This window comes from Myxococcus sp. AB025B (genome assembly GCF_006518215.1).
Taxonomy (GTDB): Bacteria; Myxococcota; Myxococcia; order Myxococcales; family Myxococcaceae; genus Myxococcus; species Myxococcus fulvus.
Map to the genome: position 1 here is coordinate 1 of NZ_SRLW01000292.1, position 12,246 is coordinate 12,246.

General features: G+C 71.0%; 10 protein-coding genes. 4 read left to right on the plus strand and 6 right to left on the minus strand.

Annotated elements, in window-relative coordinates; genetic code table 11:
• Positions 1-1,097: alkaline phosphatase (locus FL311_RS34355; RefSeq protein ID WP_141331915.1), on the plus strand; the 1,097-nt coding region annotated here is incomplete at its 5' end.
• A gap of 50 nt (positions 1,098-1,147) precedes the next feature.
• Here the strand turns inward: FL311_RS34355 and FL311_RS34360 are convergent.
• Positions 1,148-2,344: a metallophosphoesterase gene (locus tag FL311_RS34360; RefSeq protein WP_141331916.1), complete on the minus strand. Its 1,197-nt coding sequence runs from the start codon at positions 2,342-2,344 to the stop codon at positions 1,148-1,150.
• A gap of 176 nt (positions 2,345-2,520) precedes the next feature.
• Between FL311_RS34360 and FL311_RS34365 the strand changes: the two genes are divergently transcribed.
• Positions 2,521-3,291, plus strand: coding sequence for an SDR family oxidoreductase (locus FL311_RS34365; RefSeq protein ID WP_141331917.1), 771 nt, complete (start codon positions 2,521-2,523; stop codon positions 3,289-3,291).
• 41 nt (positions 3,292-3,332) lie between these two features.
• On the opposite strand, the gene FL311_RS34370 is transcribed toward FL311_RS34365, so the two are convergent.
• Genes FL311_RS34370 through FL311_RS34385 form a run of 4 tightly spaced genes read right to left on the minus strand, consistent with a single transcriptional unit; the run spans position 3,333 to position 8,267 of the window.
• A complete protein-coding gene (locus FL311_RS34370; RefSeq protein WP_141331918.1) occupies positions 3,333-4,538 on the minus strand; it encodes an ABC transporter permease in 1,206 nt (401 codons plus the stop codon).
• A gap of 24 nt (positions 4,539-4,562) precedes the next feature.
• On the minus strand, positions 4,563-5,990 hold the full coding sequence (locus tag FL311_RS34375) for an efflux RND transporter periplasmic adaptor subunit (RefSeq protein WP_141331919.1): 1,428 nt from the start codon (positions 5,988-5,990) through the stop codon (positions 4,563-4,565).
• Positions 5,991-6,039: 49 nt separating this feature from the next.
• On the minus strand, positions 6,040-6,774 hold the full coding sequence (locus FL311_RS34380; RefSeq protein WP_141331922.1) for an ABC transporter ATP-binding protein: 735 nt from the start codon (positions 6,772-6,774) through the stop codon (positions 6,040-6,042).
• A gap of 8 nt (positions 6,775-6,782) precedes the next feature.
• Positions 6,783-8,267 carry a TolC family protein gene (locus FL311_RS34385; RefSeq protein ID WP_228557283.1) on the minus strand — a complete coding sequence of 495 codons (1,485 nt, stop codon included), beginning with the start codon at positions 8,265-8,267 and terminating at the stop codon, positions 6,783-6,785.
• 490 nt (positions 8,268-8,757) lie between these two features.
• On the opposite strand from FL311_RS34385, the gene FL311_RS34390 reads away from it, so the two are divergent.
• A complete protein-coding gene (locus FL311_RS34390) occupies positions 8,758-10,002 on the plus strand; it encodes a sensor histidine kinase KdpD (RefSeq protein WP_228557284.1) in 1,245 nt (414 codons plus the stop codon).
• Position 10,003: 1 nt separating this feature from the next.
• A complete protein-coding gene (locus FL311_RS34395) occupies positions 10,004-11,350 on the plus strand; it encodes a sigma-54 dependent transcriptional regulator (RefSeq protein WP_141331920.1) in 1,347 nt (448 codons plus the stop codon).
• Between the two features lie 165 nt (positions 11,351-11,515).
• On the opposite strand, the gene FL311_RS34400 is transcribed toward FL311_RS34395, so the two are convergent.
• Positions 11,516-12,097 (minus strand): hypothetical protein, encoded by a 582-nt coding sequence (locus FL311_RS34400; RefSeq protein ID WP_141331921.1) that lies wholly within the window; start codon positions 12,095-12,097, stop codon positions 11,516-11,518.
• Positions 12,098-12,246: the final 149 nt, after the last annotated feature.

The window sequence follows — 12,246 nt, forward strand, 5'->3', positions numbered from 1 at the left end:
ACCGGGAGTGGGGCGGGTATCGCGGCTTCGCGGCCCTGCGCGCGCTGCGGCCGGACTTCTTCCTGCACGTCGGCGACGTCATCTACGCGGACAACCCGCTGTTGCCCGAGGTGACGCTCCCGGACGGGCGCGTGTGGCGCAACGTCGTCACGCCCGCGAAGTCCAAGGTCGCCGAGACGCTCGAGGAGCTGCGCGGGAACTTCGCCTACAACTTCCTCGACGAGTCCCTGCGGGCCTTCGCTCGCGAGGTGCCCATCGCGTACCAGTGGGATGACCACGAGGTGCGCAACAACTGGTATCCGGGCCGCTCCATGGCGGAGGACCCGCGCTACACGCTGGTCTCGGATGACGGCGTTCTCGGTGCACGGGCGCGTCAGGCGTTCTTCGAGTACTCACCCGTGGGCGGCGCCGCTCGCGCGGAGGGGCGCATCCACCGTCAGCTCTCCCAGGGGCCGCTGCTGGATGTCTTCATCCCGGACGTGCGGGCGTTCCGAGGGCCGAACACGCTCAACCGCCAGACGCGGCCGGGCCCGGAGACGGCCTTCCTGGGCCGCGCGCAGCTCGATGGACTGAAGCAGGCCCTGGCGTCATCGCGCGCGACGTGGAAGGTGATCGCGACCAGCATGCCGCTGGGGCTCGTCGTGCCCGCGGAGAAGACGCCGGACGGTCCGCTCATGGAGGCCTGGGCCAACGGTCCGGGCGAGCCGATGGGCCGCGAGCTGGAGCTGGCGGAGCTGCTCTCGTTCCTGAAGGAGCAGCGGGTGCGCAACGTGGTGTTCCTCACCGCGGACGTGCACTACCCGGCGATGCACCACTTCCATCCGGACCGGGCGCGCTTCCGGGACTTCGACCCGTTCTGGGAGTTCGTCGCGGGGCCGCTCAACGCGGGGACGTTCGGCCCGAGCCCGCTCGACGAGACCTTCGGCCCCGAGGTGAAGTGGCAGAAGCCGGCCACGGTGATGAACGCGGCGCCGTGGGAGGGGCAGCAGTACTTCGGCAGCGTCCGCATCCAGGGCGCATCGGGCGTGATGACCGTGGCCATCCACGACCTCACGGGCAAGGCCCTGCATCAGGTGGAGCTGGAGCCGAGCCGATGACGTGGGTGGTCATCGTGTTCTCGCTCGGGGCGGCGGCCTTGGGCTGGCACCTACGTCGTGAGCACGAGCTTCACCAGCTCCGGAGGACTGCCCACGCGCATGGGCGGTCCCCAGAAGCCGCAGCCCCGGCTCACGTAGATGTGCGAGTCCTGATGGCGGTACAGGCCCGCCACGTGCTCCCAGGCGAAGTTGATGAGCAGCGTCATGGGCACGAGCTGCCCGCCGTGCGTGTGGCCTGAAATCTGGAGGTCCATCCCGCGCTCCGCGGCCACCTTGAAGTTCGCGGGCTGGTGCGCGAGCAACACCGCCGCGCGCTCCGGGGCTCTCCCCTGGAGCGCGAGGTCCAGGTCGTAGCCCTTCTGGTTGCGTCGCTTCCAGCCGCTCCAGTCATCCACGCCGACCAGGTCCAAGGATGCGCCCGCGTCACCGATGCGCACGTGGCGGTTGCGCAGCGACTGGATGTCGAGCGACTGGAGGAACGTGGTCCACGCCACGTCACCCGAGTAGTAGTCGTGATTGCCGGTGACGAAGTAGCTGCCGTAGCGCGAGCGCAAGTCCCGCAGCGCCGCGACGGAGGGCCCAAGCGTGGGCACGTCGCCGTCCACCAGGTCGCCGGTGATGGCGAACAGGTCTGGCTTCAGCGCGTTGGCCTGTCGCACCAGCTCGTCCATGAACCGGCGCTGGATGAACGGGCCCACGTGGATGTCCGTGAGCTGCACGATGCTGAGCCCGTCGAGCGCGCGCGGCAGCTTGGGAATCCGGATGGCGATTTCGGTCACCATCGGCGGCGCGAAGGCTCGCCAGTGACCGTAGGACGCGAGGCCACCTCCCGCGATGGCCGCGCCTCCCGCCAGCGCGCGTCCGAGGAACTTCCTCCGCTCCGGGTCGATGGGCTCCTCGTCCGGGGACGCGAGTGGCGTGGCCCGGCGCCGCTGGAGGCGGCGACCCAACACGAGGAACGCGCGGGCGAGGTCCATGGCTCCCAGGGCCAGCACGAGGCAGAGCGCCACGCCCATCCACGTGTACGTGGCCACCGTGACGGTTTGCTCGTACTGCTCGGGGACGGCGTCCAGGAGCGTGCGTCGCAGACCCAGGAGCAGCGTGAGCAAGCCCAGGACGAGCATGGCCACGAGCCGGCCGACGCGGCCTCGCACCAGCTCACGCACCAGTCGCCGGTAGAGATACAGGTGGCCCAGCACCGCGCCGAGGCCGATGAGCATCGAGAAGGAGGAGAACCGGAACGGCATGGGGATGTGCCCGGGCTGAGAACGGACGGGAAGGGTAACACGCGGCCTCGGGCCCGGCCGTGTCCCGGAGATTGAACACTGAGCGTGGCACACGGCGGACGAGAACCGGCCAGGTGTGCTCCGGGCGGGTAGATTCCCCGGCCGTGACAGCAGGCGAGCCTCGGGAGGGGACACACATGGACAAGGTCATCGTCATCACGGGGGCGAGTGGAGGAATCGGCGCGGAGCTGGCGCGGGTGGCGGGCGCGCGTGGGGCGAAGCTGGTGCTGGCGGCCCGTCGCAAGGATGCGTTGGAGACGGTGGCGACCCGCTCCGGCCGGGACTCGCTGGCGGTCGTCACCGACGTGACGTCCCGCGCGCAGGTGGAGAAGCTGCGCGACGCGGCGCTCCAGCGCTTCGGTCACATCGACGTCTGGGTGAACAACGCGGGGCGCGGCATCACCCGCTCCGTGGCGGACCTCACGGACGAGGACCTGGAGGAGATGTGGCGCGCCAACGTCAACAGCGCGCTCTACGGGATGCAGGCCGTCCTGCCGCACTTCCAGGCGCGCAACGCCGGGCAGATCCTCAACGTCTCCAGCACGCTGGGGCGCCTGCCCGTCGTGCCCCATCGCTCCGCGTACAGTGCGGCCAAGCACGCGCTGAACGCGCTGAGCGCCTGTCTGCGTCAGGACCTGCACAAGACCCATCCCGGCATCCACGTCACGGTGGTGATGCCGGGCGTGGTGGCCACGGAGTTCGGGACGAACGCGCTGGGAGGCGGGCCGGACTCGCGCATGCTGCCCGGGGCTCAGCGCGTCGAGGAGGCCGTAGAGGTCATCCTCGACGCCATCGCGCATCCTCGCCCGGAGGTCTTCACGCGGCCCGCGGCGCAGCAGGAGGTGGAGCGCTACTACCGCGACGTCGCCGCCTACGAGCTGGACCCGGGCGCTCGCCCCGGCCGCTGAACGCGCGGCCCGGGAGGTGTGCTCCCGGGCCGGATGCGGCGTCACTCGTAGCGCAGCGACTCGATGGGCGCGAGGCTCGCGGCGCGGCGCGCGGGCCAGATGCCGAAGAACACGCCGACGGTGGCCGAGAAGGCGATGGCCAGGATGATGGCCTCGGGCGCCACCACCATCGTCCACCCCATGAGCTTCTGCAGCAGCGCGGCGCCGCCCACGCCCAGCGCCAGGCCCAGCGTGCCGCCCGCGAGGCAGAGCACCAGTGACTCCACCAGGAACTGGAGCAGGATGTCCGTGCCGGTGGCCCCCAGCGCCTTGCGCAGGCCGATCTCGCGCGTCCGCTCCGTCACCGAGACGAGCATGATGTTCATGATGCCGATGCCGCCCACCAGCAGGGAGATGGCGGCGATGCCCGCCAGGAGCAGCGAGAAGGTCTGCGTCGTCTCCTGCACCGTCGCCAGCAGCGACGCCTGGTCCCGGATGTTGAAGTCCGCCTGCTCCTCGGGGCGCAGCCGGTGCTCGCGGCGCAGCTTGAGGTCGATCTCCGCCATCGCGTCATCCATGGCGCCCTCGCCCGAGGCCTGAACGGCAATCGAGCGGATGCGGTTGCTGCCCATCACCCGGAACTGCGCGGTGGCCAGCGGGATGTAGAGGCTCTCGTCCGGGTTGGAGAAGCCCTGCGAGCCCTTCTCGGCCAGCACGCCGATGACCTCGAAAGGGATGCCGCGGATGCGAATCGTCTCGCCCACCAGCGCGGAGGAGTCCCGCACCCCCAGCTGTCCGGCCGCCAGCGCGCCCAGCACCACCACGCGGCGCCGGCCCTTGTCCTCCGCTTCGGTGAAGAGCCGCCCCGAGACGATGTTCGACTCGTTGATGTTGAAGTACGCCGGCCACGTGCCGACGACGGACAGGTTCGCGTTGCCCGCGCCGTACTCCACCTGGAAGCGGGACTCGATCTCCGGGGCCACGTTCTGGATGTGCTTGGGGTTGGCGCGCAGCGCCTCCGCGTCGTCGATGGTCATGGTGGCCTGACCTCGGCCGAGACCGCCGGAGAAGGACTGGCCGGGGCGCACGGTGAGGACGTTGGTCCCCAGCGTCTTGAGCCGCTGCTCCACCGAGCGCTGGGCTCCCTCGCCCAGCGCCACCATGGTGATGACCGCCGCGATGCCGATGACGATGCCCAACATCGTCAGCAGGGAGCGCAGCTTGTTGGCGAGGACCGCGTCGAACGCGACCCGGATGATTTCTCCCATGACCTGTCCTCCTCCTGCCGCCGACTACCGTCCGCCGCGCATGCCGCCGCCCGCACCCGGAATCATGCCGGCCGACTGACGCATGCGCTCCGAGCGCTGCTGCTGTTGCTGCTGGAGCTGCGCCACCGACACGAGCATCACCTGGTCGCCCTCGCTCAGGCCGCTCAGCACCTCGGAGCTCTCCCAGTCGCTCAGTCCCAGCGTCACCCGGCGCGGCTCCGGCCCGTTCGGCCCCTTCACGAAGACGATGCCTGGCCGCGTGTCCCCGGTGCCCTGGCGACCCTCGCGTCCACCGCCCCGGTTGCGACGGCCGCCACCCTCGGCGCCCGGCTCCACCGCCTGCGCGCTCACGTTCACCGGCGTCGCTCCACCCGGCGCCACCGCGCCCTTGTCCGCCGCGCCCTCGGGACGCGCCGCCGCGTCACCGCCCGGCGCCCCCGCGTTGCTGCTGCCGCCCGTCGGCCGCATCAGCGAGCGCACGGACTCCTCGGTCAGCCCCACCGCGAGCGCCGCGGCGCGCGCGTCCCGCAGGCCCACCACGGCGGAGTTGGGGACGGTGATGGCGTCACGCCGGCGGGAGATTTCAATCGCCACCTCCGCGTTCATGCCCGGCCGGAGCAGGCCCTCCGGGTTGTCCAGGCGCACGAGCACCGGGAAGAGGGTGACGTTCTGCTCCACCAGCGCCTGCGGTTCGATCTTCACGACCTCGCCGATGAACGTCCGGCCCGGGTAGGCCTCCATCGTCACGCGCGCCTTGAGGCCCGCCTTGAGCTGGCCCACGTCCGTCTCGTCCACCTTGGCGCGCACCTGCATCACCGACAGGTCCGCCATCTTGAACAGCGTGTTGCCGCCGGACACGTTGGAGATGGCCGAGGCGATGATCTGCCCGGGTTGGATCTGCCGCTCCAGCAGCGTGCCGGAGCTGGGCGCGCGGATGGTGACGTCGCGGCTGCGCTCCTTGGCGAGCTGGAGGTTGGTCTCCGCGCGCACCTTGGCCGCCCGCGCCGTGGCGAACGCGTCCACCGAGGACTCGTACTCCTGCTGCGTCACGTAACCGGACTGCCGCAAGGACTCCATGCGCTGGCGCTGGGCCTCGGTGGTGTTGAGGCGCACCCGCGCGGACTCCACGTCCGCCTGGGCCTGCGCGAGCGCGTTCTGCACGTCGCGCGGGTCGATCTCCGCCAAGAGCGCGTCCTTCTCCACCTTGTCGCCGGTGTCGAAGAGCACGCGGAGCACCTCGCCGGAGGCCTTGGACTTCACCTCCACCACGCGCAGGGGCTCAACCAGGCCCGCGGACTCCGCGACGACCTCCATGTCCCGGCGCTCCACGACGGCCACCGCCGCCGAGCGCTCCGGCGTCTTCGGCTGGCTTCCCTGCTGGGTGGCGTACACGCCCGCGCCAATCAGGACCGCCGCGACACCCGTGATGACCACCTTCTTCGCCTTGCTCACGACGACCTCCAAATCTTCGTGGCCTTCTCCATCCAGGAGACGGACCTGCTCAGTGCTTCTTCAGCTCGTCCCGCTCGATGACGCCGTCCTTCAGGAACAGCACCCGCTGCGCGTGCGCCGCGATGTCCGACTCGTGCGTGACGAGCATCAGCGTCTGTCCCTGCGAGTGCAGCTCCCCGAAGAGGGCCATGATCTCCTCGCCCGTGCGGCTGTCGAGCGCGCCCGTGGGCTCGTCCGCGAGCAGCAGCGCCGGCTGCGTCACCAGGGCGCGCGCAATCGCCACGCGCTGGCGCTGACCTCCGGAAAGCTCGTTGGGGCGGTGGTCCTTGCGGCTGCCCAGGCCCACCTTGTCCAGCATGGCCGCGGCGCGCTCCAGACGGAGCTTCTTGGGCACTCGCGCGTACACCAGGGGCAGCGCCACGTTGTCGAGCGCGGACGCGCGCGGCAGCAGGTTGAAGCTCTGGAACACGAAGCCCAGCTCGCGGTTGCGGATGCGCGCCAGCGCGTTCTCCGTCATGCCCGCCACGGGCTGGCCGTTGAGCCAGTACTGGCCCTCGCTGGGCACGTCCAGGCAGCCGATGAGGTTCATGAAGGTGGACTTGCCCGAGCCGGACGGGCCCATGACGGCCACGTATTCGTTGCGGCGGATGGTGAGGTCCACGCCGCGCAGCGCGCGCACCACCTCCGAGCCCATGGTGTAGTCCTTGCGAAGGCCCTCCACCCGGATGACCACGTCCGCGATGTCGCGCGCCTTGTCGGCCGGTTGTCCCGTCGTGTCGTTCATGGGTGTCGTCACAGCTGCCTCCCGGCGAGCGCCTCCAGCTCCGCGTGCGCGATGCGATAGTCGAAGCGCGAGGACACGAGGTTGATCTCCGCCTGGACCAGGTTCTCCTGGGACGTCAGCAGTTCCAGGATGGTGGTGGCCCCCAGACGGTAGCGCTCTTCCTGCACCTTCAGGTCCTCGCGCGCCACCTCCACCGACTGCTCGGACAGGCCGATGCGGTCGGCGGACAGTCGCAGCTGGTTGAGCGCCTGGTGGGCACCGGTGCGCACCGCGCGGCGCGTGTCCGCGAGCTGCACCTGAGACACCACCTCCGCCGTCTTCGCCCGCTGCACGCGCTCCTCGCGCAGGAAGCCGTCGAAGATGGGGTAGGAGAGTCCCAGCCGGACGTTCCAGCTGGTCCGGCCGCCATTGAAGCTCGGGTCCTGGTTGAACCAGTCGTAGCCGGCGGACAAGCGCACCGTCGGCAGGTAGGTGGCCTTGGCCACGTCCACGCCCGCGGCGGAGGCGCTCAGAGTGGAGGCCGCCGCGAGCACCGCGGGGGCCTGCGCCTCCAGGTCCGACACCAGCGTCTCATCGGAGACGGCGAGCGGCTTCGGGTCCAGGTTCTCCGTGCCCTTGGCCTCCACCGCGCCCTCCGCGCCGATGAGCCGTCCGAGCGCCAGGGCCGCGGAGGCGCGCTGCGTCTCCGCCGTGCGCAGGGCATCGCGCGCCGTGGTGTGGTCCAGCTGCGCGCGCAGCAGGTCCGAGCGCGTCGCCGAGCCCACCGCCAACCGGCGCTGCGCGGCCTCCTCGTTCTGCCGGGCCCGCTCGATGCGCGAGCGCGCCACGTTCTCCAGGCCCGTGCCGCGGAGGACCTCGTAGTACGCGCGCTGCACCTCGAGCACCGCGCTGGCGCGCTGCGCCCTCAACTGCGCGGAGGCCGCGCCCGACTGGGCCTTGGTCTGCTCGCGCGTGGCGCTGCGCTGGCCGCCAGTGAAGACGTTCCACCCGGTGGACAGGCCCGCGCTGTAGTTGTCGGCCGAGCCGTTGATGACCGCGCCCGTCACTGGCTCGACGCGCTGGGTGCTGGAGAGCGAGCCGCTCGCGCTCGCCGACAGCGTGGGGATGTAAGCGCCCACGGCGCTGCGCTCGGCCGCCGCCGCGTTGGTGACGTTGCCCTCGGACTGCGCCACCGCCGGGTTCGTCTTCAGCGCCCGCGCGATGGCCTCCTCCAGCGAGACGCTGGGCACCTCCGGCTGGGCCTGCCGGGTGACGCCCAGGTCCGTGGGCACCGCCTCGCTCGGAGCGCTCGGCTCCTTCGGAGGCGCCGCGGTCTCCGCCGGCGTGGGTACCACGCTCGCCTGGGCGAGGCCCAGGAGGGCGACCTTCGTGGGCGCATCACCCGGCAACAGCGCGGCGCCCTTCGTCGCGCTCGCCAGACCCGTACCGGGCACCACCACCACGCCGAGCATCCCCAGGGTCAGCGCCGTCAGCCGCTGGGGCCGCCTCTTCAACCACGCTTTCCGGAGCATCGTCATCGCCGCCATGTCCCGTTGCAGGCCGGTGCGCTCCTGGCGCTCCGGCGTTCCCGGACAGGGTCGACTGCATGCACCTTGCCACATTTCAACCCTTCGGAATTACATGGGAAATGCCTCCAGGGACTGCGGGACTCGCCGACGGGGTGCGGATTCCGCATGCGCTCGACGCGGCTCGTCATCGAGGGTTGGGGTCATGGGCCTCCTGCTTGCACAACGGAGCCTCGAAGTGAGGTGGTGACCCGGCTCGGGTGCCACCCCCAACCCTCGGGGAGAGACAGATGGGCTCGGCAGCGTTCAAGCAAGGAGGAGCCCACGCGGCGCCACGTCGTGACGGAAGGGAGTGCGGATTCCGCATCCTGGATGCAGAGTTCGCAGCGAGTGGAGGAGCCGCATGGAGTGGGAGACACCCGGAGCGAGGGCCGCGTCGATGAGTGGCCCGGCCCGTTGGAGACCGCGAGGTCCGTGGATGCCCTGGGTGGCGGCCGGGCTGATGTGCGCGGTGCTGCTGTCCGCCGTCGTGTTCATCCGCCGCTCGGCGCTGGAGTCGTCCTCGCTGGTGGTGCGCGGCATGGCGAACGTGCTGATGCTCGCCGGCGTGGAGGCCTTCCGGGAGGGCACGGGCGTGCCGAGCCAGCAGGCGCTGGAGGCCTTCCTGAACACCCACCAGGAGGGAGGGCTTCGCTACGTCGCCATCGTCGAGGACGGGCAGGTGCTCGCCTCGGCGGGTGTCGGCTCGTTGGGGAAGATTGAAGACGGCACGCAGCTGCGCTTCGAGGAGGGGCGGGGCCGCTTCATCCACCGGCTGCGCAAGCCGAGGCCGCCGGACGGCCCGCCCGCCGTGAGCGGGACGCCGCCGATGGTGGAGCCTCCTGTCTCGCAGGAGCCTCGCCGCAACCTGCGCATCGGCTACGACTTCGAGCCCGTCACGGCGCTGGAGTTGAAGGAGCGCTCGCAGCGGCTGCTGTTCGTGGCCGCGGTGTCGTGCATGGGCATCCTGGGGCTGGCGTTCGCGTTCTCGCGCTCGCTGGCGCAGCGTGAGGCGCTGGCGGCGGAGCTGGAGCGTGGGCGTCGGCTGGCGGCGCTGGGCACCATGTCCGCGGTGCTGGCGCACGAGCTGCGAAACCCGCTGGCGTCGCTCAAGGGGCATGCGCAGTTGCTGGCCGAGCGCGTGGAGCGCGACGAGGTGCTGCGACCGAAGGCGGACCGCATCGTCGGCGAGGCGGTGCGGCTGGAGCAGTTGATGAATGACCTGCTGGGCTTCGTGCGCAGCGGTGAGCTGCGCCGCTCGGGCACGGACCCCAACGAGGTGCTGCGCGCGGCGGTGGAGGCCACGGGCGAGTCGAGCGTGGAGGCGCGGTATCTGCCGGGCCACGAGAAGGTGGAGCTGGACGCGGGCCGCTTCCAGCAGGCGCTGGAGAACGTGCTGCGCAACGCGGTGCAGGTGAGCCCCGCGGGACAGCGCGTGGAGGTGGGCGTGGCGCAGGAGGGGCCGGCGCTCGTCTTCACGGTGAGGGACCATGGTCCGGGCATCCCCAAGGGCGACGAGGAGCGCATCTTCGAGCCCTTCGTCACCGGACGTCTTCGTGGCGTGGGGTTGGGACTGGCCATCACCCGCCGCATCGTCGAGCTGCATGGGGGCTCGGTGAGCGCGAGGACGCACGCGGAGGGAGGCGCGGAGTTCCGCCTCACCGTGCCGGCGAGGGGGACCTGAGATGGCGCGCATCCTGGTGGCGGATGACGAAGAGGGCGTGCGCTCGTTCATCGCGGAGGCGCTCGAGGTGGAGGGCCACGCGGTGACGACAGCGGCCGACGGCGAGGAGGCCGCGCGGCTGTTGTCGAAGCAGGGCGTGGATCTGCTCGTCACGGACCTGCGCATGCCGGGCATGGACGGGCTGACGCTGTTGCGCAAGGTGCGCGAGGAGCAGCCGGACGTGGAGGTCATCGTGCTCACGGCGGTGGGCTCGGTGGAGAGCGCGGTGTCGGCGATGAAGGCCGGCGCGTTCGAGTACCTGCTCAAGCCCGTGGGCAGTCCCGCGGAGCTGCGGCTGACGGTGGCGCGGGCGCTGGAGCGGCGCGCGCTGCTCAACCTGAAGACGGAGGCGCGCCAGTCCACGAGCGAGGTGGTGCTCAGCTGGGGCGCGCCGACGATGGGCCCGGTGGTGGAGGCGCTGCGCAAGGTGGCGCCCACGCAGGCCACGGTGCTGCTGGTGGGGGAGAGCGGCACGGGCAAGGAGGTGGCGGCGCGCGCGCTGCATCAGTGGAGCGAGCGCTCCGAGGGGCCGTTCATCGCGGTCAACTGCGCGGCGTTGACCGAGACGCTGTTGGAGAGCGAGCTGTTCGGCCACGAGAAGGGCGCGTTCACGGGCGCGGTGGCGCAGCGGCGCGGGCGCATCGAGCTGGCCCAGGGCGGCACCTTCTTCCTGGACGAGGTGGGCGAGCTGAAGGCGGAGCTGCAGGCGAAGCTCTTGCGTGTCTTGCAGGAGCGGCGCTTCGAGCGCGTGGGTGGGACGCGGACGCTGGAGGCGGACGTGCGCTGGGTGGCGGCGACCAACCGCGACCTCAAGACGATGATGGCGCACGGCGAGTTCCGCGAGGACCTCTACCACCGGCTGGCGGTGTTCCCCATCCGGTTGCCCTCGCTGCGCGAGCGACGCGAGGACCTGCGTCCGTTATCGGAGCTGCTCCTGCGGCGCATCGGCGAGGAGCTGGGGCGTCCGGGGTTGAAGCTGTCACCGGAGGCGTCCGAGCGGCTGGAGTCGTTCTCCTGGCCGGGCAACGTGCGGGAGCTGCGCAACGCGCTGGAGCGCGCGGCCATCCTCGCGGACGGCGCGGTGGTGGAGTCGCGGCACCTGTGGTTGGACCCGACCGGCACTCCGACGTCCACGCCGACGCCGGCGATGGGGGCGCGGCTGCCGGACAAGACGCTGGAGGAGCTGGAGCGGATGGCCATCGAGCAGGCCATCGCGGACGAGGGCGGCAACCGCAAGCGCGCGGCCCAGCGCTTGGGCATCGGCCTGCGGACGCTCTACGACAAGCTGCGGCGCTACGGGATGCAGTGAGCCGCCGAGGGCGAGCCGCGTGTTTCACGAGGCATTCGCCCTGGCGTCACGGGGCCGCGCGCGACGCGCTGTCGGCTCCTCGCGCATCACATGTTCGTTGACACGTCGCGAGTTGGCGGAGGCAAGCCCCGCGGGGCGACGAAGGTCGCCGCCCCGAGGCGCGGCTCACGGAGGGCCGTAGCCCTGCACGCGGGAGTTGAGCTCCACCGCGGTGGCGTAGATCTGCGCCCACGTGCGGTACTTCAGCCGGTCGCCGAAGCCCTTCTGGTCGTTCGCGTAGTCGAACAGGTCCTTGCGGAAGAGCGCGTCGGCGGCCTTGCGCGCATCGCCGCTCAGGGGCGTGCCCTTGCGGTCGAAGTAGCGCAGCAGGTCGTACCCGTAGTCGTGCGTCTTCGCCGCGGGGTCGAACTCCTTGTCCGGACCAATCTTGCCGGGCGCGGACGCGGAGCCGTGCGGGTCCTGCATGCGCTGACCGTGCTTCGTCTGGATGGCGAAGGGCTTGTAGCCCATGACCTTCTCGAAGTCGGCCGGAGGAGGACGAGCACCCGTGAGGTACTCCGTCATCAGCTTGCCGTGGTCTCCGGCGGGCGCCTTGCCCACGCGCGCCGTGGCGGCCGTGCCCTTCGTGAAGGTGTCCTGCGTGTTCGGGCGGACCAGGGCCGTGTTCTGGGCCTTCTCCGAGGCCGGAGCCTCCGAGGCGGAGGGCGTCTGGCGGCGGGGGGCGACGGGAGCGTTGCGAACGAGCATGGAAGGACCCGGGGGTAAGCTTCTCTCGGGTTGTCGCAATTTGTAGGGTGGAAGTTGCGCGGGTGGGATTGACGCATCGCATTGTAAGAAGGAGAGCACGTGGGCGCGGACCTGTATCGAGACGGAGTGGCTCGGCTGGAGGCGGGGGA